The sequence below is a fragment of the Acinetobacter sp. 3657 genome, assembly GCF_031456775.1.
Taxonomy (GTDB): Bacteria; Pseudomonadota; Gammaproteobacteria; order Pseudomonadales; family Moraxellaceae; genus Acinetobacter.
On sequence record NZ_JAVDVH010000008.1, the window covers coordinates 55,285 to 76,175 of the forward strand.

At 32.8% G+C, this 20,891-nt stretch carries 17 protein-coding genes; 7 read left to right on the plus strand and 10 right to left on the minus strand.

The features are described from left to right. The first annotated feature begins 43 nt into the window (after window positions 1-43). Window positions 44-949 carry a LysR family transcriptional regulator gene (locus J2Y37_RS10395; protein ID WP_349032763.1) on the plus strand — a complete coding sequence of 302 codons (906 nt, stop codon included), beginning with the start codon at window positions 44-46 and terminating at the stop codon, window positions 947-949. A 64-nt stretch (window positions 950-1,013) separates the two neighbouring features. Here J2Y37_RS10395 and J2Y37_RS10400 read toward each other — a convergent pair whose 3' ends face one another. Further along, a complete protein-coding gene (locus J2Y37_RS10400; RefSeq protein WP_349032764.1) occupies window positions 1,014-1,421 on the minus strand; it encodes a helix-turn-helix domain-containing protein in 408 nt (135 codons plus the stop codon). A 298-nt stretch (window positions 1,422-1,719) separates the two neighbouring features. On the opposite strand from J2Y37_RS10400, the gene J2Y37_RS10405 reads away from it, so the two are divergent. Continuing rightward, complete coding sequence (locus tag J2Y37_RS10405; protein ID WP_349032765.1) at window positions 1,720-2,511, plus strand: TauD/TfdA family dioxygenase; 792 nt, start codon at window positions 1,720-1,722, stop codon at window positions 2,509-2,511. A gap of 56 nt (window positions 2,512-2,567) precedes the next feature. Here J2Y37_RS10405 and J2Y37_RS10410 read toward each other — a convergent pair whose 3' ends face one another. Together J2Y37_RS10410 and J2Y37_RS10415 are read right to left on the minus strand one after the other, a co-directional pair. Next, the gene (locus J2Y37_RS10410; RefSeq protein ID WP_349032766.1) at window positions 2,568-3,668 is read right to left on the minus strand and encodes an alkene reductase; all 1,101 of its coding nucleotides are present in this window, start codon (window positions 3,666-3,668) and stop codon (window positions 2,568-2,570) included. 458 nt (window positions 3,669-4,126) lie between these two features. After that, window positions 4,127-4,786 (minus strand): hypothetical protein, encoded by a 660-nt coding sequence (locus tag J2Y37_RS10415; protein WP_349032767.1) that lies wholly within the window; start codon window positions 4,784-4,786, stop codon window positions 4,127-4,129. Window positions 4,787-6,321: 1,535 nt separating this feature from the next. Between J2Y37_RS10415 and J2Y37_RS10420 the strand changes: the two genes are divergently transcribed. From J2Y37_RS10420 to J2Y37_RS10430, 3 genes are all read left to right on the plus strand, one after another. Next, window positions 6,322-10,449: an RHS repeat-associated core domain-containing protein gene (locus tag J2Y37_RS10420; RefSeq protein ID WP_349032768.1), complete on the plus strand. Its 4,128-nt coding sequence runs from the start codon at window positions 6,322-6,324 to the stop codon at window positions 10,447-10,449. Further along, window positions 10,446-10,679 (plus strand): hypothetical protein, encoded by a 234-nt coding sequence (locus J2Y37_RS10425; protein ID WP_349032769.1) that lies wholly within the window; start codon window positions 10,446-10,448, stop codon window positions 10,677-10,679. The genes J2Y37_RS10420 and J2Y37_RS10425 overlap by 4 nt, the downstream gene beginning before the upstream one ends. A 618-nt stretch (window positions 10,680-11,297) precedes the next feature. Further along, entirely contained in the window at window positions 11,298-12,239 is a 942-nt protein-coding gene (locus tag J2Y37_RS10430; RefSeq protein WP_349032770.1) for a type II toxin-antitoxin system HicB family antitoxin, read from the plus strand. Between the two features lie 67 nt (window positions 12,240-12,306). Here J2Y37_RS10430 and J2Y37_RS10435 read toward each other — a convergent pair whose 3' ends face one another. From J2Y37_RS10435 to J2Y37_RS10460, 6 genes are all read right to left on the minus strand, one after another. After that, the gene (locus tag J2Y37_RS10435; protein WP_349032771.1) at window positions 12,307-14,298 is read right to left on the minus strand and encodes a TniQ family protein; all 1,992 of its coding nucleotides are present in this window, start codon (window positions 14,296-14,298) and stop codon (window positions 12,307-12,309) included. A gap of 3 nt (window positions 14,299-14,301) precedes the next feature. Beyond that, on the minus strand, window positions 14,302-15,240 hold the full coding sequence (locus tag J2Y37_RS10440) for a TniB family NTP-binding protein (protein ID WP_349032772.1): 939 nt from the start codon (window positions 15,238-15,240) through the stop codon (window positions 14,302-14,304). Next, window positions 15,233-17,122: a DDE-type integrase/transposase/recombinase gene (locus J2Y37_RS10445; protein WP_349032773.1), complete on the minus strand. Its 1,890-nt coding sequence runs from the start codon at window positions 17,120-17,122 to the stop codon at window positions 15,233-15,235. Before J2Y37_RS10445 ends, J2Y37_RS10440 begins: the two co-directional genes overlap by 8 nt. A gap of 2 nt (window positions 17,123-17,124) precedes the next feature. Beyond that, on the minus strand, window positions 17,125-17,796 hold the full coding sequence (locus J2Y37_RS10450; protein WP_349032774.1) for a hypothetical protein: 672 nt from the start codon (window positions 17,794-17,796) through the stop codon (window positions 17,125-17,127). 171 nt (window positions 17,797-17,967) lie between these two features. After that, window positions 17,968-18,219 carry a hypothetical protein gene (locus tag J2Y37_RS10455; protein ID WP_349032775.1) on the minus strand — a complete coding sequence of 84 codons (252 nt, stop codon included), beginning with the start codon at window positions 18,217-18,219 and terminating at the stop codon, window positions 17,968-17,970. A gap of 68 nt (window positions 18,220-18,287) precedes the next feature. Further along, window positions 18,288-18,770 carry a hypothetical protein gene (locus J2Y37_RS10460; protein ID WP_349032776.1) on the minus strand — a complete coding sequence of 161 codons (483 nt, stop codon included), beginning with the start codon at window positions 18,768-18,770 and terminating at the stop codon, window positions 18,288-18,290. Between the two features lie 221 nt (window positions 18,771-18,991). Between J2Y37_RS10460 and J2Y37_RS10465 the strand changes: the two genes are divergently transcribed. Next, window positions 18,992-19,204: a helix-turn-helix transcriptional regulator gene (locus J2Y37_RS10465; protein ID WP_349032777.1), complete on the plus strand. Its 213-nt coding sequence runs from the start codon at window positions 18,992-18,994 to the stop codon at window positions 19,202-19,204. 207 nt (window positions 19,205-19,411) lie between these two features. Here J2Y37_RS10465 and J2Y37_RS10470 read toward each other — a convergent pair whose 3' ends face one another. Continuing rightward, the gene (locus tag J2Y37_RS10470) at window positions 19,412-19,609 is read right to left on the minus strand and encodes a hypothetical protein (protein WP_349032778.1); all 198 of its coding nucleotides are present in this window, start codon (window positions 19,607-19,609) and stop codon (window positions 19,412-19,414) included. Between the two features lie 137 nt (window positions 19,610-19,746). Here J2Y37_RS10470 and J2Y37_RS10475 point away from each other — a divergent pair, with 137 nt between their 5' ends. Continuing rightward, window positions 19,747-20,631, plus strand: coding sequence for a hypothetical protein (locus tag J2Y37_RS10475; RefSeq protein ID WP_349032779.1), 885 nt, complete (start codon window positions 19,747-19,749; stop codon window positions 20,629-20,631). The last annotated feature ends 260 nt before the right edge of the window (window positions 20,632-20,891 follow it).

Below are 20,891 nucleotides of genomic sequence, written 5' to 3' on the forward strand. Positions count from 1 at the left end.
ACGTTTATTTAGAATTAATAATTCCATATATGGAGCAATAAGTATGGAGCTATTGAATGATATGGCTTTATTTGTTGAGGTTGTAAAAGCGAAAAGTTTTCGTGGTGCTGCCGAAGCAAATGGGATTCCCAATTCGACCCTTTCCAGACGTATTAGTATCTTGGAGCGAGAGATCGGATTAAGGTTACTCCATCGAACGACGCGCAAGATTGAGTTAACTGAAGCGGGTCAGATTTATTATGAGCATAGTAAACGTATTGTTGAAGAAGCTCGACTTGCACATAAACACTTGGGTGAAATGTTAGCCCAGCCGAGTGGTATTCTACGTATTTCATTAACAGAAGGGTTTGGTACAAATTACTTAGCACCACTGCTTGCACAGTTTGCACAACTTTATCCGAAAATCCAATTTGAATTGGATCTCTCATCGCATTTGGCTGATCTCATTGCTGAACCGATCGATGTGGCGATTCGTATGGGAGAGTTACCTGATTCCAGTTTAATTGCTTTTCAATTAGCTCGACTACCTCGCCGTTTATATGCTTCGCCTCGTTACTTAGATTTAGCGGGGGTACCAAAGTCGCCCTCAGAATTATCACAGCATGAATGCTTGCTACTTAGGACTTCAAAACCAGAGAGCTGGCAATTATTCAAAGACGAAGAGAGTGTAGATGTGGCATCAAAGGGGAGGTTTCTTCTTAATAACGTCAATATGATTCAAAAGTTAGCAATTTCACACATGGGCATCGCTATGTTAGATGATGTTGTGGTTAGGGAGGCCCTTGCAGCAGGTTCTTTACGTCAAATACTTCCTGACTGGCAAGCCCCTCCCATTTCTATTTATGCCATCACTGAAACGCGCTTATTACCCGCAAAAGTGAAGCTATTCATTGAGTTTTTACGTGAGAATTTACATAAAAACTCATTGCTAGAAATAGCAATAAAATAGAAGACCTTTTTTTCTAACTGGCAGTAGATCAGCACTTGAGCAGAATTTTATGTCTCAACCATACTTAATGATTTAGATCTGTGTTATGACTATCAAATTGTTTTCGTGCTAACTTAATCTCATTAGCGTGTGATATAGCCCACTCTCCTAAAGGCTCAATCACCAGCCATAAAGACTTTCCTAGCTCTGTCAACTCATAATCTACTCTTGGTGGAACAGTTGGAAAAATAGTTCTGTTAACTAATCCATCACGCTCTAGCCCGCGTAGAGTCAGTGTGAGCATACGTTGCGAAACACCGTTGACCGTTCGCTTGATTTCATTAAAGCGTTTTGTTCCACTTCCCAATAGCACAATGATTTGTAAACTCCATTTGTCGCCAATACGGGCTATTACAGAGCTAACCGTCTGGCAATCTTCAGACCCTTGTTCTGGCAATGGGATGGAATAGTGTTCATCATTATTAAGTTTCATGTTTTATCTCCATCATATGTACGATCTATCCCTACGGTATAAAGAATGTGCCTTCTTGTGCGCTTTATCAATAATAACTAACCTCTAGGGTAGTTGCTCAGCAGGAGTTGGCTGTTAATCACAGCATGATTGATTCTTCAGCAAGCTTCATGAAATGATTAATTAAAGATGAAGTTTTTACTGGAAGATAATTCTTTTAAATCATAACGTTATATCAACTAGAATAATCTAATCCCTGCTGACTAGAACACAATATGTCGTTTTAAGTATTACCTTTTCAATCATAGGATAAACGTCGATGGCTTCACATTATAAAAATACTTTTTTACAGCAATTTCTTGATGCTGATGTAGCAAGCATTCAACCTAATCAAAACACTATCATTCAATTGCGAAAATTGCTCGACAATAGCGGTGCTCTACTCTTAAAGAATATGTCTCTTAATAAAGATACCTTTCACTTTCTTTCACAAGCCATTAGCCTAAATACAAAAGTTAATGCCAGTATATTTGAACGTAGAATACCCCAAGCCAAGGATGCACCTCTTTTTCATATTCCAGACTTCCCACTTCATACAGATGGCATCATTATCCAGCAAAGTACTGATGCCATAGTTTTTTATGCGCAACATGTTGCGCATAATACATCAGGAGCTGGAGATCTGATTCTCAGCAATCACGCCAAGGCGTTTGCATTAATGCCTATCAGTATGAGAAATGTACTCGTTCAACACGGTCTAGAGTATCTTGTATTAGATCGTAGACCTTTTCCATTTTTACCTGAAGGGTGGTTTTCTATCCCCAGCTTAAGAAAGATCAATGAGCAATTGTATCTTTACCTTGCACTTCCTTTTAGTCCAGAACAGTCAGAATTTTGGCAAGTACGCATCAAAGGAATGCTCTCAGCAACCTCAGAAACATTTTTAAGAGAATTGCGAGAGTATCTAATGCAAGATGAGTTTTTTATCCGACATTCTTGGCAAACAGGTGATTTAATTCTTGTTGATAATCGACAAGTCTTTCATGGCTTCCATACAACAACGTCAGATACTCAAATTCATCTGTATCGTCAAAATATTGCGCTCTTATGATTTCTACTCTTAACTATTCTTATTAAAAATAGGGGGGAGTTTTACTCCCCCAACTATTACAGTGTTGGATAATCCGTATAGCCTTCAGCAGCTCCACCATAGAAAAATTCAGGTTTCGGTTCTGCCAACGGGGCTGATTCTTGTATGCGTTTTACAAAATCAGGATTGGCAATAAAAGGGCGTCCAAATGCGATGGCATCTGCCAGCTTGGCATCAAGCATGGATGTCGCACTTTCGGCTGTATAACCGCCACACAAGATGAGTGTATTGGCAAACGCTTTTCTTAACTTTTCTCTAAACCTTTCTGGATAAGCACCACCCACACCTGCCCAAGCCCATTCAGCAATATGCAAATAAGCAATATTACGCTTCATGAGCTCATCAGCTAAATAAAGTACCATCGCTTCTGGTTCTTCATCATGAATATCACTAATCGTACTCCACGGAGATAAACGAACCCCTATACGATTAGCACCAACTACATTCACGAGTTCATCTACTGTTTCCAGCAAAAATCTTGCTCTGTTTTCAACACTTCCACCATATTGATCTGTACGGTGGTTGGTATTGGTTGATTGAAACTGCTCAAATAAATAGCCATTACCCCCATGCACCTCGACTAAATCAAAGCCTGCTTTCATGGCATTTTCTGCCCCTTGAGCAAACTGTTTGATGACATCAATGATATCCTCTTTTAGCATTGCACGCGGCGCATCAGTATCTGTCATGTAGCCGCCACCATTACCATCCGAAACAAATGTTTTGGCATTCGCTTTAATGGCTGATGGTGCGATCGGCTGTGCATTATCTTGCTGTAAAGAACGGTGGGACATACGGCCAACATGCCATAATTGCAATGCGATTTTTCCACCTGTGTTATGTACTGCGGAGGTAACTTTTTGCCATCCTTCGACTTGCACCTGAGTATAAACCCCAGGCGTGTAGGCATATCCTTGTCCCTGTCTAGATACCTGTGTTGCCTCAGCAATAATTAGACCAGCATTAGCTCTTTGCTGGTAATAAAGCGCATTAAGGTCGTAGGGGATATCTCCTGGTTGTAAGGAGCGGGAGCGAGTCATAGGTGCCATAATGACTCGATTCTTTAATGTAATATTACCTACTTGAATAGGTTCAAATAATAATGAATTACTAGGCATAAACTAAACTTCTTAGTGTGATCAATCTGAAGGGGGAAACTTATATTTTCCAGTTAAGAAAATTGTCATTCATTCGATCATAGTGGCTTTAAAATTACCGCACAAGAAGGTACTTTATTGTTACCTAAGCACATTAATGATACTGATCTGAAACTTATTAATCAGTTGTTTACCGTGATTCGGGTTAATAGGAATAATTTCCCCAAGGCAAAAAAATAGAGCTTATAAGCTCTATTTTTTGTACCTGCCATGTTTTTTCATGGTAGGTGTTGGTATGTATTATCGTTCAACGACCGGTAAAAGACAGATGGTTTGATATTTAATTATTCAACAAAACCAACAGTTTATAAATCATATTGACACATAATCTCAGCATAATTTTGTCACATAAGTTAAGACTTTTCTAAAATCCTCGCCATATAAGTTAAGATTTTTTAAAAATTAACTTAAAAAGCTATTCAAATTTCATCATAGAGGCTTACTAAAAATTCACGACTTTCGTAATAAGGTACTTTTACATTAAACTTATTTCTTAATTCTTCATAAGTTATCGGAGGTTCTCCAATCCCTGCAAATTCATATAGATGTTTTGCAGATTCTTTATCACGAATTTCAATAGGGAAGGATTTTGCACCATTCACTAACAGCCACATTGTACGTGTCACCCCATTTGTAAAACCAATATAAGGATTACCGCGTTCGAATCGTGCCGAAACAAATGCAAGAGGAACAGGATTGTGTTCACTTATTGAAAAACCATCAATAGCATGTTTGAATTTATAATCATTTGGCATATCTTTTCTTAGAATACAATGATTTGAGCGATGTTGATCATCTAGATAAATAGATGAAACTAACCAGTAGTAGTAAAATTTCAATGCATCTACATGAACTATATAAAATTTATCATCAATACATCCGAATTCATTACGCATACGACATACTTTATTATTGCCTAGATTAATCCTCCAGACAGCTCTTTTGTGATTAATTGACTCCATTTCTGGGGGGAGAGGTGAGGTATAGTTCTGCGCAAATTGAGTTTCCAGCTTAAAACATTCAAGTTTCTTTAAGTATCCATAGTGATTGCTGATTGGTACAAATATTTTTGTGAACATTACTAATCTCCTGAATTAGTCTGATTTTTAATAAATTTTTGAAATACAATATTTTTTTGTTGATTAGTTAAGTGTATTTCTAGTTCATCATTAAAACTAGTCAATACAGTATTTAGGTCTTTTTCTTGAAAACTAAACAATTTCCAATGTGCTTTTTTGAATAATAGAGGCAAGAATTTTGTGGTAAAAACTTTGGATTATAGAAAAAACGGAAGGAAGATTATATAAATCAATTATTTGTTGTATTTTTGATTGATCGTTACAACTTAATAAGTAAGCTTTGTATTTATTATTAAAGTTTGACACTGCTGACGCATTAAAATAAATCAGCTTAAGAGAGCCTGTTAGGTAAAATTGTATATTTAATTTAGCAACGATATGGTGCATTGATGCGAAATGATGAGAACCTCCTTTACCATTCACTAAGTTGCAAAATACTGGATAAAACGACCACCCATTCCTGTTCCTACCATATCAGTCAATCCTGTTCGTGCTATACCACTTTAATTATAATAAAAGGGAGAATGGTATAGATCAAAACTCCCTGAACTAAATAAGGTTGTCTTTATTGAGCGTAGTTTTTTTCCCGATAAGCTCGACTAGAAATTTCTAACTCGTATGAGCGATGTAAAATACATCCATAACTGCATCTGCAATCATTCGATCTTGAAATTGCTCAATCCACAATCTCTTGGGCACTTGACTGGTAATGAGTAAGCCACCATTCTTTGATTGCTTATCAATGATTTCCAAAAATAATGGAGCTGAAGACTGATTAAAACCACCTAACCAAAAATCGTCAATAATAAGTAATTTCGCAGAACATACCTTTTTCTTAAAATCTTTGATTTCAGCTAATGTGATTGCGCTGCTAATTCCATCAAATAGACTTGGTGCTCACACTGAGCAACTATATGAAGGTCAATAGTCTGATTGGTTATCTACTGTTCAAGTTGCAAGTGAAGGAATTAAAGATACGAATTCATAATCTTGATAGGTGAAAGTAATAAATTTAAATATTTTTCAGATTGTTTTTAAGAAATAGTATCGTATAAAAACCAAATTAACTAAATACTAAAAACAAACCAGTGGTATACTTGTAATTTTTAAATATCAAATACTTAATACCTAGAGTGGTTTAATTAAAACAACGTTAATGGTGATAAAATTATTTGTCTATTAACAGGTTCTGTTTCACAAAACTTGCTAAATTAGAAAATCTCCCTCCCATCCAAATTTAGGTTATATCTTGGGTGTGAGGTCTACCTATGGAGAAGTCTGATTCTGCTTGATCATTACAAATGGAATCAAACCAAATGAAAATATTTCAACGGTTGATGGAGACTTGATTGTATGAGTATGAATTAATGGTTTTGTAGCTGTTTGGGTAGTATGATTCATGCCTTAGTAAAGAGCAGCAACAAAGCTATGTAAGGGAAATGAAGGAAGTTAAAGAAAAATAACTTTTATTGAGAATGATTATTGACTATATTTTTTTTGTGTTTATTATGTAATTTTTATAGGTATAAAAAATTATGTCTTATAACTCAGAAAAGAAATTAGTAAAATTGTATTGTGGAGATAAGATAAAAATCTACTTTTTATTAATTCTAAATCTAGTTTTTATTAATAATTTAGCTATAGCAAATACCGCTCAATTGCCAGTTATCAGTATAAAAGCTAATCAAGATAACTTTGGTTGTACGACTTGTTTAAATCAATTTCGAACTTATGATGCTCCAGGTACTAGTATTCCTTGGGTGCCTCCAGTTTTTATGCTTCCAACAATAAATAGTAACTCTTCTACTGAAAAAAATTGTGATAAAACGAATAATCCAATTACAATAAGTAATGGGCAAAAAACTCAAAAAGAAATTGATTTTACCATGAAAGGTGAAATGCCCTTAGAATTTATTCGTTATTATAACTCAAGAAATTCCGGTGCTTCAGATTTTTCAAAAAATGGTAAGTGGAAACATAATTATGATTATAAATTATTACGAGATGAAGTTGGTAGTTTTTATAGACAAAATCCTGAAGGCATTATTGAACTAGTCAGAGATCATAATGGTAAAAATACTTCTATTTTAGCTAATTTTGATGCAAAACTTGTTGAAAATGAAGATCTTAAAAATATTTTTAATATTAATTATACGCTAACATACAATGACGGAAGTGTTGAGGTATATCATGGGTATACAGGAGAAATTTTAAAAAAAATTAACCCTCATGGCGTGGGGTGGACTTTGAAATATAATTTATATAGAAATAGTGACTTTATTTATGTACTTGATACCTTGGATATAATACACACAAGTGGCAAAAAAATAATTATAAAATGGTCGGGGGGTAAAATAATTAGTGTAATAGATGCTAATAATAATTTATATAATTATTCTTATAATGGTGATAGGTTGGAGAAGGTTCATTATCCAGCTAATAATAGTGTAAGGACTTATCATTATGGGGAGAATGGGGCTGAAAGCCAAGTCTTAACTGGAATATCAGTTGATGGTAAAAGGTACAACACATACTATTATAACGGTAATCAAGCCATACAAAGTGGTAGAAGCGATGGAACACAAACGGATAAATTAACTTTTGGTGGTAACTATACAATAGTTACTAATGCGCTAGGAGCTATTTCAAAATATATTTATACTGATAATAATAAAAATAAACTTGCTAAGATTGAACGTAGTGGCGTAAGTAATTGCCCTAATAGCAGTGTATCAACTACTTATAATAATGGTTATATTAGTTCTAGTACAGATTGGAATGGTAATACAACAGAATATACAAGAGACGCTACTGGTAAAGTTACACAGCAAATTACAGGTATAAAAGGTACAGATCGTAGTCGAATCACGACTATTAAATATCAATGGGCACCAAACTCTAATATTTTAACTAAAATAGAACGTTATGGTAGTTATAATCGTATAAATGACCAACCGATTGATGAAACCATTTATGAATATTATCCTGCAACACATATTGCTAAACATAGAGTGAAAAGTGTTAAGCAGTGTAGTAAGCAAAATACGACCACTTGTAGTGTTACAGGTTATGGTTATACCTTCCACAGTAATGGTATGCTCAAAGACGTAGCGATTAATAACAATGGACAAACAACAACGTATAGTTATGATGCAGTTGGAGACTTGACCCAAACTAGGAATGCTCTGGGGCACATCACGAGTTATAGTAACTATAATGGATTAGGGCAAGTCGGTAAAATCACAGATGCTAATGGTTTAGTTACTGAGTTTACTTATGATGCTCTGGGGCGTATCACGACTGAAAAAGAGATCTTAGCCACTAATCAGATTCACACAACGACTTATCAATATAATGCTTTTGGGGTCAACCAGATTGAACGCAATGGCATAACAGAAACCATTAATTATAATGATAACGGTACTATTGGAAGTATTACCCATGGTATAGGTAATCAAGTCATTAGCAGTAAGGATTATACTTATTCCCAATTAGGGAAATTACTGACAATAGCTTATAAGGAAGGCAGCAATATACGCTATTTTCAAAGTAATACGCATAACCAGTTAGGTTGGACTACAGCAGACTTGGGGAACAACGGGCAAAATATCCGTTATCACTATGATGCTAATGGTAATATAGTTAAAAAAATAGATTCTTTAAATAAAGCTACAAGCTATCAATATGATGTATTTAATCAACTCAATACACAAGTTAATCCAGATGGAAGCACAATAGAATATCGTTATGGCGGGGCAAATGAGCTACGGTTTGTAAAAGATGCTCATGGTACAACGACAGCATATAGTTACGATGGCTTTGGTAATCTAATAAGGCAAAGTAGCCATGACACGGGAGTGTCATACTATGAATATGATCAAAATAGTAATTTAATCAAGCTGACACGTGCAAACAACGTTGTGACAACATATACGTATGATGCCTTAAATCGCAGGATTAAAGCCGAAACAGGCAATCAAATACAAGCTTGGGTTTATGATACTTGTACTAACGGGAAAGGTCGGCTATGTGGTATTTCAGACGGTATTACTTCTAAAGGCTATAGTTATACTAAGGATGGGCAGTTAAATGTACAAATAACCAAAATTGATGGCATCAGTTATCCAACTTACTGGACCTATGATAATTATGGTCGATTAATCGGTGAAAGCAGAGCCAGTGATGGTTTTAAAGTGAGTTATCAATATGATACTTTGAGTCGTATTAACTCAGTGAAGGTCAAAATACAAGGTGTAGACCAGACTGTAGTGAGTAATATTCAATATGAACCTTATGGTGGCATTAAAAACTGGACTTATGGCAATGGGCTAACAAAAACGAATACTTTTGATCGGGATTATCGTTTGGCAGCCATTAAGACTCCAACCATTCAGGATTTAATATATAGTTATAACAACAATAACTGGGTAACTAAGATCACCAATAGTCTGGAAGACAAGAAAACCACAATTTATAGTTATGACGATTTAGGCCAATTAACCAAGTCTGCTTCTACCATTTATAGTGAAAGCTGGACTTTTGATGGAAATGGGAACCGTCTCACACGCACTGGTAATACCAATGCCGTGACCGATTATAAAACCACAGTAGCCAATCGCTTAGCCAGCACCTCTACGACAGAAGCTAAGGCTTTTAGCTATGATGTATTAGGCAATTTGATTAAGAAAACTGGTTATGGGGGTACTCAAGACTATACTTACGATGCTTTTAATCGCTTAAAAACAGTTAAATCAGGTAGTGTAACTACTACTTATGATTATGATGTCTTTAACTTACGTAGCCGTAAGATGAGTAGTGCTGGTAGTATCAATTATGTCTACGCACCTGACGGACGACTATTAGCTGAGTCTGGATTGTCAGCGACACAAACAGGTGCTTTAGGTACTGTATATATCTGGTTGGATGGACAAGTAATTAGTGTGGTACAGGGTAACAAAGTAAATTTTGTTCATAGTGACCATTTAGGGCGACCAGAAATCTTAACCAATGCCAGTAAAGCGGTGGTATGGAAAGCACAGACGAGCAGTTATGATAGTTCAATGATTCAAAGTAGTATTGGACAATTGAATATCGGTTTTCCTGGGCAATACTATGATGCAGAAAGTGCACTTTGGTACAACTGGAATCGTTACTATGACCCTAGTATAGGTAGATATACACAGAGTGATCCGATTGGACTAATAGGTGGATTAAATACTTATGCCTATGCAGGAAATAATCCAATAAGCTTTATTGATCCAATGGGATTAGCATATTTTGCTTCTAGACCGTTGGATGGACTACCATGGATTCCCATTTTCTCTAAAAACTACTTAGATAATCGCTTAAATACTGAAGTTTCACATGAACAGCTATTCTTTGAAGATGGAAAACATCCTTCAAATATTGGTTATATGGGGAGCTCAAAATTAGAAATGGATAAACCAAGTTTGTTGAGAAATTATAAAAAATCTTTAAAAAAAATACATTATAATGATTGTGTGATGCGAAAAGCAGTCGCGCAAACTTATACTGGACAATATAGTCTACTTGGGGGTATTGGAATCGAAAAAAATAATTGTCAAGACTGGGCAGATAGAGTACGTAGAGAATATAACAAATTAATAAATAATCCTATGGTAAAAGCGGAGTGTGGTATATGATCTCATTTTTCTTTATGTCATTAATAATATCTTTATTATTTGTCTATACTCTAGCCAAAGTTGCTAAAAATATCAAAAAGCCAAAATTAATTTTGATAGGTGTTTTTGTATTTTTAATATTTTCTGGACTTTTCTTATCTCTTTACATTTACTATGGTACAAGAGTACCTGAGGGGACAACACCTTTTACACCAGAAGAGGTCGCAAACCCAATTAGTTTAAATAAATGATAAAGACAATTATTCCAATTTATTAGATTGGAATACCAAATTATTTTTATTTTCTATTGGTCTTGTTGCATAAATAAACTTAGTGTGGATTTTCTTAATTGAAATAATATTTATGCAACAGCCATAGTTTTAAAAACATCGAGTTAAGTAAACAGTTTTGTTGCATAAAGATTTTAAAGTAAGAGCTTTCCTAAGCTGCTCAAATTTAAGGGCTTTGTTGCATAAACATTTTTTAAGATACTGATTTTAAAAGGTTTGTATAAAATTCAATCAAAAAATTAAACTAATGAAATCAGTTGGTTAGGTATTTATGCAACAAAGCCGTTGGTGTGGGTGCAAAGCAAATCAGAAAGCTGCAGGATCTGATTTGAAAGGGACTTGTTGGGAACTATAGTTAAGGGTCGAGCAGTGTGGTCACTTTTTTGAAAGAAAACTAGCAATATATTTATAACTCTACAATATCTAAAATAAAGATTATTGGGGTTATCATTTAAATATCAAATAGTTAGAAATTAATTTCAAATCATTGAAGTAAAATACATTTGACTTTAATAACTTTATAATTAATATTTAAAAGACATCTAATTTCTTTTAAAATATGGGTAAATGGGGTTATAGGTGAAAAATTATACTGTACTTGTTAAAGTTACTGAATCAAAAGCATTTTTTAGAAAAAATATTTATGAAGCTACTTTATTCGAGCAACCAAAAGTTATAACAACTGGCTCAAGTTATGATGAAGCTGTAAATAAAATTCAAGAAAAAATACTTGAGTATTTCGATTTTCTCAGTGACCGCGGTGAAGATATTCCTGAACCGGCTGAGATGACCTCAATCATGTTTAAAAATCGTGACAAAAATGTGTTTTTTCACGTTATAAGTATTGATACGTCAGTTTATAGTGAAAAAACAGAAAAAATTAATGTAACTATGCCGATTTCATTAACGAGAAAAGTAGACGATTTTTTAAAAGATAAAGTTCATAATACAAATCTTTTTTCATCAAGATCAGATTTCATTACAAAAGCCTGTAAACAATATCTACCTTTCGCGCAAAATCTGGCAGCCATTTTTAATAATGAAAAAAACTTTTCCGCTTTAAGATATAAAGATGGTAATACGACTGAAAATTGTTGCAACTTGTTAGAGTATTTAAATAATACTTACTGTAATGAAGTTATTCTCTTTGCAACGCATCGTACGGCAAGTCACGGTTATAGCCATGATGACGGACCTGAGGCAAATTTACCATTAATGGGGGCAATTGTTAAACTTAATTTACCTGCTTTAAGAGATATATATATTATTTTTGATGGGCTTTTCCTGACGGCTCAAAGAAAGCCGCGCTATAACGAAATTAAAGAAGTTTTAGATACTGCCGTATTAACAAATAAAACAAGTTTTATTCGTCATGCTGTCCCTTTTACATCTCAATTAGACTCTTTAGAAGCTGTAAAGCTTTTAGGAGAATTCCCACAAAATAAATTAACCAAAGATTCTAGATCAGAATTTTTCAATTTATTGAGTAATATTTCAGAAGCAGAATATGTAAAATTTTAAGCAAGAAAACCCGAGTAATCTTGGCGGATCACACTCGGGTTTTCTACTAATAAACTGCAAGGATCATTTAATTTTTACCATAACCTGCTTGTCGTAATTTTTCTACATCCGTTTTTTTAAATAACCTAATAGAATAATTATGATTACCAAATAGATGTGGTTTGATTAAGCCCTGAGTTACTAAATTTGTAATATGAGTTCGATGCATTCCTAAATAGACATTAGCCTCTGATGCAGTAAAGAATTCTTTCTGAATTTCAATTACATAGTTCAGTTGCTTTTTCGGAATAGAACGCCAATACCCTACACGTCGAATAGTTAAGAAACCTGTCATAACCCAATTCTTCTGGAGTTCATTAAATGTACAGTTGAGGATTTTGAGTGCCTCATCGATTTCAATGAATGAGGGATCATTTTTCCGCTGTAAAAACTTATCAATACTGCGTCTTAGAATGATGTAAGGACGTATTTCTGGGTCATCAATAATCAACCAATTATGTTGGATTAGTTGAGCTACTTGTTGAGATGAGATGTTTAAGAGTAGTGATGCTTCATTTAGACTTAATAAATCATTATTCTTACTTTTTGAACAAGCTCCTTCTTTCTTTCGACCAAAACTATGTTCGTATATCGTTATGTTCTCAATAATAGACTTATTTATATGTTTAACATCATCTCTAGAAAAATAAGCCGGATAAAGCTTATTTTCAATAATAGGTTTAATATTCAAGCTAGCTAGTTTGTCTTTTAAGGTAACTACTGAAACATTCAGTTTTTTTGCTAAAGGTGATAAAAAAATATACTTTTCATTAAAATCTATAACAAATTTTTTATCTAAACAATATTTTTTATGGTCATTGATAAATTTTTTAGTAGTAGGAATACTCGGTATTTTTAAGAATTTATGGGTGAGACATATATTAATACAAAGTATCTTGCTAATTTCTATAGAGCCAAAATAATCATTTGAGTCATCTGAATAAAGAGATGGTTTGTTGTACATATAAGGCTTATTAATGCTATTTTTATCTTTGACCAACCAATCTTCAATAATTCTAGTTGTGAAATGGGCTTTGTCATTTTTCATGAGTTCCTCATGATATAGAATTCCTGATTTTAATCTCTTATGAAAGGCAATAAAACTTACATCCAATATGTGTGTTGTGTCTATCTTGCTGATTTTTCTAACAATAAGACTGGGTGATAAAGAGTTATACTCTCTAAATGGGGAGAGTATTTTCTCAAGAAAATTACCAAATCTAGATTTCTTTCTAAGAAAAGGAAGTAATTGAATTCTCGGATGAGCATAAGCCAGATTGTTTTCTATTTCTTTTATAATTTTTTCCTTAAATATATCTTGGGCAAAGAAATAATCATGACATAATATTAAAATATAAGAATAATCAATCTCTTTTTCTAAATTTAAAAAGTATTCATGCAAAGCTGTCCAAATATCAAAAAAAATTTCTATGAAGTTGGCATCATCTAATGCTAAATTTTCTAGTAACCATTGATTGGTTTTAATATTATCTACTTTAGTTGAATTTTTGGAACTCTTTCTTAAGTCGAACTTACAGGTCGGACATTCAAATAATGATCTACGATTTGTTGGTAAAAAGTTACGGCACTCTGGACAATTAATGGTTAAATCAATTTTATGATCAGTACAAGCCGTTAAAGGATTTAAGAGCCAGTTTTTCTTCCAATAGCCACCATGCTCTAAGCAAATTGAACAGAATTTATTTAAGGTAAATGATATGAGCTGAGGTCGAACTATTTTGTTGTTATTCCAGAAAAAATGTTGAAAAGTTGGTGGGGTTTTATTAATAACAAGCTTCAATAAATCATCTGAAAAGTTAATATTTTCTATGATTTTTTTAACTTTAACCTCGTCAGTAAACATTGAATCATATGAATGTATATAAACTGAAATGCCTGCACTATTTAACATTTGTTTTGGAGATTGGTAGCCATTTGAAAAAGAAGCTCTTAGTAAGAAACTTGCAATGAACTCATCTTGAAATGGAATTGGGGTATGAGAAAGCATTAATTTTTTCATGATTTAAATTAGAACTTCAGTAATTTGTGTAGAGTTGATTTTAAAAATGTCTTTTTGTGTCATTGGTTTATATAAGATGCTTTTCAAAGCGTAAGCTTCATGAAAATCACTTAAAGCAACAATAGAACGATTATTTTTCAAGGCACATAAGCAACTCTGATATATAAGCTGCATGACATATGCCTGATAACCCGTAGTTGCCAAAAAAATACGCTTTAATAGATCATTTGAAGTAATGTCTGGATCAAATGAAATATTAAAATTTTTAGACATATATATAGATGTTTGCTTGAGAAATGGTCTAAGAGTTCCTTCTTGATGATGATTGTCCAACTTCAATGGGTTAAGCTTTAGAACACGAGAAAATCTGCGAGCTAATTGACTATCAATAAATAAATTTTCTTGAATATTAGGTAGACCGATCAAACATATACATATTTTAGTTTCATCAGCTAATGTCTTGATCCAGTTTGCAACATTTTCAGACGTTTTATTTTTTTGAGCACTAGAACTGTAAATATGATGAAATTCGTCAAGCATAATGAGCTGTGTTTTACATTCTTTTAATAGAATGCGTAAGCGATAATTCAATTGTTCACTTGTACCTTTATGATCTGTACAACCTAGCTCTTCAAGCATGCGGATCGCTAAGCTTTTAATGGTGATAGGAGCGGGGACTGGAAAGTAGAAAGCAGTAACAATCAGTTTCTCCATGTTATCTTCAATAGATTTATAAGATTTATGCTTACTTTTAATTAGTTTACATATCGTTGATTTTCCAACACCTCCATCTCCAAGTAGTAAACAACCAATAGGTTGATTATTCATTTGGCTCATTTGCATACATTCTTCAATGGCATTTAGTGCATTTGAAAAATCAGAATGATGGCAAATAAAATTCCTTAATTTTGAAAGCGTTTGAATATGTGAGTTATTATTCATCTAAGTTAATCTCTTCATAGAAAAAATCGGTTAGATCAGTTTCTAAATTGTCATAAGTAAGCTGTGGAATCTCTTCCTGATGATTTGAGGATGATAGATTCTGAGGCATTTCAACAGTAATTTTGGTGATATCCAAACGTTTTTCTTGCTCGGAAATCATTGTTTCTAGATCATTTTTAACTTGCCTAAAGCGCTTATTTTTCTTATTAAGATTTTGTATTTTTAGTAAGAAATTTAAGCGTGCAAGATATAACATCTCTTCATTCTTAATTTCTTGCGGATCAGTATTGTACTTTTCTCGCAATATTTCCTTTGCCTCTAGCCATTCAGCTAAAGTTAAATCCGCGGTCGCATTAGGGTATATTGAGTCAGCCTGAATAAAGTTGTTCTGATTAAAAGGATCTTGGATATAAATACTACTTAAATTTAACTGATCGACATAAATGGTGACTTTTTCTTTGAAGCGATAATTTAATGTAGCGAGGGCTTGAGACTTATATCTTAGACCTTTTAAGTTAATTTGCCCTTTATTAATTTTATATCGAAAAACAGTTCGACATTTTTGTTCAATTTCTAACTCAGAAACTGTTAGTACTGGAAATATTTTTGATGCTTCTTTCCACATCGATTCAGGTCTTTGTTGAGTGCTTGAATGAATTCTTTTATGGTAAATATTCTCAATCCATTCATTTATTAAATCTCTTAATACTTCTAATGTATAACAAGCATTTCCATTGGAGTTGTAGTCTCCTCGATGTTGCGGTGATGAATATGTGGTACCTTTAAGTTTATGGATAACATTTTCATTTAATGATTTAAAAAAGCTTTCAATATGTGCTTTATTATCCGGACAATATGGTTGAGATTCTGATTTTGTAATATTAAAATTATTACAAAAATTAGCTAAAGCATTATTATTGAATTCACATCCATTATCCGGGATTATTATAGTTGGAAGACCTCCCAGTTTTCCTTCATGAGGTCGCATTAACATATTTTTAAGTGTAAGTAATGTCTTAGTTGCACTTGCTGGGAGCATACATAAGTGCCAACCTATGATTGCTCGTGTGTAAACATCTATTGCGATACAAAGTTGAGGTCTACCGAGAATATTTCCACTTCTATCAACTATAATACAGTCAATTTCATGTGTATCAATTTGAACTATTGCGAGTAGACTGCAAGAGTTTAAACTTTGACCTGAAGCTTTAAAAATCTTATTTGCATCTCTTGGACCTCTTTTATTTTTAACGAAAACATAAGGATCAAGTCTCTGAAAACGTCGATATATTGTTCTTTGAGATGGGATTTTTGTATCCATATTAAGAGATGAAATCTTATCTTTAATAATTAGATATGCATCATATGGACTAAAATTCTCTCTCTCTTTTATGAATTCTAAAATAACTTCATTAATAATATTTTCAACTTCAATTGAGAATCTAAAATGTTTATTTCCTCCCTTTTCTTTGTAAAAGGAGTTGAATGAATTAGCATCATTTCTATATTTTTTAATATATCTTGCTAAGGTGCTTGCAGATATTTCTCTCAGATCTAGATTCTCCTGTCTGAGGTTTATAATTGCATTTTTAAGTTTTTTGTTTGTGCAGGGAATTTTATTGCTAAAGATATAAGTGATATATTTAGAAATTTCTTCTATAGTTAATGCTTGGTTTTTATGTGGTTTTTTGATGCTTAAAGTCGTAAATTTTATATCTCCGCTCAAAATCTTATTAATTAAATTATATTCTGTTATGAAATGCATGCTTCCGTTGATAAAGTTGGAATATCGAATAACTTCATTTTCTATATAACATATCTCATATAATTCATTTAAATAAGTGAAACGATCACCGATATTTAATTTGAAATCATTTTTCATGATCAAAACCCCAATGCTTTTTTATAAAAGATAAAATAATCAGCAATACTTTTTTCTAAATTATTTGATTTCATCAAAGTATATAATTCATCTCTAGTATTAAAGATTTCATTTTTTATAATTGACTCAGCTTTTTTTAGTTCGCTTTTAATTATTTCTTTATGATTTGCTCGTTGATAACTGATATTAAGAAAAATATAGTCTTCTTTCGATAGAAGAGTAGTACGATCAAAAGCTCTAAAATTGATATTGTAATTTTTTAAGATTTTTTCTACTAATTTGAATCTTGAAATTTTATTTTCTGAAAGAGATTCTAAATTTGGTTTTATTTCATGGACTTCAAATCCATTTGATGTTTTGACTATAAAGTCGGGAATAATAAAATGTTGATCACTAATGAAGATTTGAACTGCTTGTGTTCGATATTGAAGTATATCTTCATTACGCTCAAGGCTTATTGCATGCGCTAGTTCTAAATTGCTTTCAAGGCAGATGAGTCCTTTATTTTTAGCACTTGGAAAAAGTGAAACACGGCTACCAACACGTGATTTTATTCTACGCTCACCAATAAATTTGGATGAGACATGTATCTGTTTTTGAAAAACTTCCTCAAATTTTCTTAGTAAATTTTGATTAAGTTGTGCTGTTTTATACTCTGTATAACTTATTTGCATTGCTGTTCTCACATTCTTTAGGATGAGACAAGGCTTTGAGCAATTCTGATTCTATTGCTCAAGACTTGACGAGACATTGCAATCAAGAGATACTAAAAACACCACATAGTTAGCTTTCTCTTGATTGCAAACGGGTAGAGCGGATTCCATGAATCCGCTTTATTTTTTAAGTCATGTTTCTTTCTCCGCTCCAATTAAGCCCAAAGCGATCGCAATTCTTTTACTTTCACCTCTTTTAGGTAATCGATTTGTATTCAGGATTCTGTAAACTAAATCTCTTGAGAAATTATGTTTTAAGCTCCAATCAGAAATACTAATTCCTGCTTGCTCAAAATCATCTTTGATTTGCTGATTAGTCTTCATAGTAGTAATAATAAAAATTTGAACATAATCTAAAAATAGTTGTTTTTTGATCTTTTGCAAGTGTTTATTATTTTGGATTTATTTTTTATTATCAATATAATAAACATTAATTAAATATTATATTTTTATTAATAAATATATGATTCTATATCGTTAAGAATGTTGAATATAATATTCTTTTTATAGTCTAAATTTTTTAAAATATCTTGGTTGTTTTTTATATGATTTTTAAGGCAAAAGTTGATGTCAGGAAATTGTTTGCTAAGTTCTATAGTTAGCTGTATTTCCATAACTTTTTCTGTTTTCTCAAGTTCAATTAATTTGAGCTTTTCAGTTAAGACTCTTATAGCTTTTTCCTTACAATGTATAACCCTAAATTCAGTCAATTTATCTGTTTCTGAATAATAAAAATTACCAAATTCATCATATTTTTTTCTTACATATCCAAATCTCTCTAATTCTCGTATAAGAGAGTAGGTCTGCCATTTAATTGCTTGAGATTGACTCCCAAATCTTATCCAAAGATCTTTTGGTTTGTACCATGTAAGAAGAATTTCGTTCTCAATTAACACAAGAAATTCTGATTTAAGCGCATGCTTAATTTCGTCCATCTGAAATTGTACAGTAAAAATGAGGATTATAATCCTTTTTATGTGTTTGTGTTTAATCGTATTAAAGAAAATTGCAGTGATTGGTATTTGACGGATAATAAATTATCAATAATTCAAGGTTTTGTGAGTGCATTTGCAACGCTGCAAGTAATGAGGATTATAAGCCGTGGATACTTAGTCCTCAAAAATGAATAGTTCTATTCTTTATGGGAATAGAACTTATGAACGATTTAGCACAACAAATTGGACATGCGATTCGCACATGTAGGGTTGATCAAAAAATTACCCAAGAGAAATTAGCATTACTTTGTAATATTGATCGTAGTTATCTTGGTCGAATTGAACGAGGCGAAGTCAATATCACGGTTCTTAAGCTTTATGAAATTGCGCACATGCTTGAAGTTGAGCCTCAAATTTTATTACCTAAAGTCTGAGTAAGAGATCGTTCTATTTTCAATAACAATTAAATTCATTCATCACCTGTAGATTTGACTGAGCAATCAAAGTGGTATAGCCTTAGTTACTAGGGAGTACCTATGAGAGTAGGCAACCCCAATTCCGAGGCTCGGCAAGATATGTCCGAGCTTTCGTGTTTTTGTACTCTTATCCTTTTGAATTACGAAATGAGGTCTCTTAAGCTTTCATTTCATCTTTTTATTTGTCTTTACGGTCTCTTCCGACTCAACATCTTGTAGCTGTTTTACTTTTGATAAGTTGAATGGTTTTATCTGGCTTAGCAATGCTAAATATGCAGCTGATTTCTGGGCAGTCTTAGTATCTTGACGTAATTCTTCAATTTCTTCAGGTGTCATTCGGTAGTCATCTGGGAATTTAGACATAAAAATATAACTCCAAATTTAAGACATCGTAATTTCAATTAATATTTTAGAGGATTATAATCCTCTTTTGTGCTAATCTTACTCTACTAAATAATAGTAAAAATATTTGGTTTTATATATTCTTGTGGATTATCTAAATGAAAAATATAAATTTATTTACTTTTCTAAGCGTATGTTTACCATTTGCAGGATGTGTAACAGTTAGCTCAATTAAGCCTAGTGATGTAAAAGCTTATAACACACCAAATCATTTAATTACTTCTAAGTTTCTAAATGGGAAAGACGGAAATGGTAAGGAATTCTTATTTGAAGATGCTGTACCCGATGCCTTAATTCCTTATACCTATATGAGTAATTTATGTGCTAGCCAAGATGGTCGTTTCTTTCAAATGTCTAGGAGCATGTTCCAGTATATGAGAGGTACACATATTTCTGCTTTGAATAATCAACGGCTCGTTTCAGCCACAGGTACATTCAAATGTGCAGCAGAAATACCATGGAATATCTCGATTGAACCTATTTCATCTCGTATTGGAGGAATGGGGCAGCCTTTGAACTTTGTCACCCTTAAAACAATGGTTATTTCGGATGATGAAGTCTATCGTGGTGTGACTGCATATCAGTCGAAGAAAAATATTGAAGATAATAAGAAAAATCAAGCTATTGAACAATACAAACTTGAACAACAACAATTGAAAAATAACTATGAAAGAAATCTCATAACCAATGCACCTAAACCGAAAGATATTGGTCAAACGATTTGTAAGAATGCAAGACTATCTGAATTTACAGGAACTATTGTTCTAGGGCAGCCAACTTATCGTCAAGTTGATGGTTTGGTCATCGCTAGTTTAGAAGGTTTTTCAAATGATCATGTCAATCTGAAAATCAATATCAAAGGCTGGTTGAATAATTTCAATCAAATCTCATCAGGGCTAAATGTTCTATATAAACAGACACCATTAGAGTCAGGGCGGGTTGTATGGGATGATAAGCAGGGTTGGTATAAGTGTGCTTATTGAAAATTATACAATTATTTTTTAAATATAAATAATAAGTACTTTAAGGATTTTTTATGCAATCTTTAATTGATTCTGCTCTTTTTGTTAGTTGGCACTAAGGTTCTAGTATGAAAAAATAGAAATTGAGGGGGCTCATGGCATGTAATTAATTGAATTGCTTGATGAGTAAAATGTATTTTTTTTATAAAAAAATATTTGTACTTTTAAGTAATTTGAATAGTGAGTAGAGAATTCTAAAATTCACTTTACTGCGACACAAT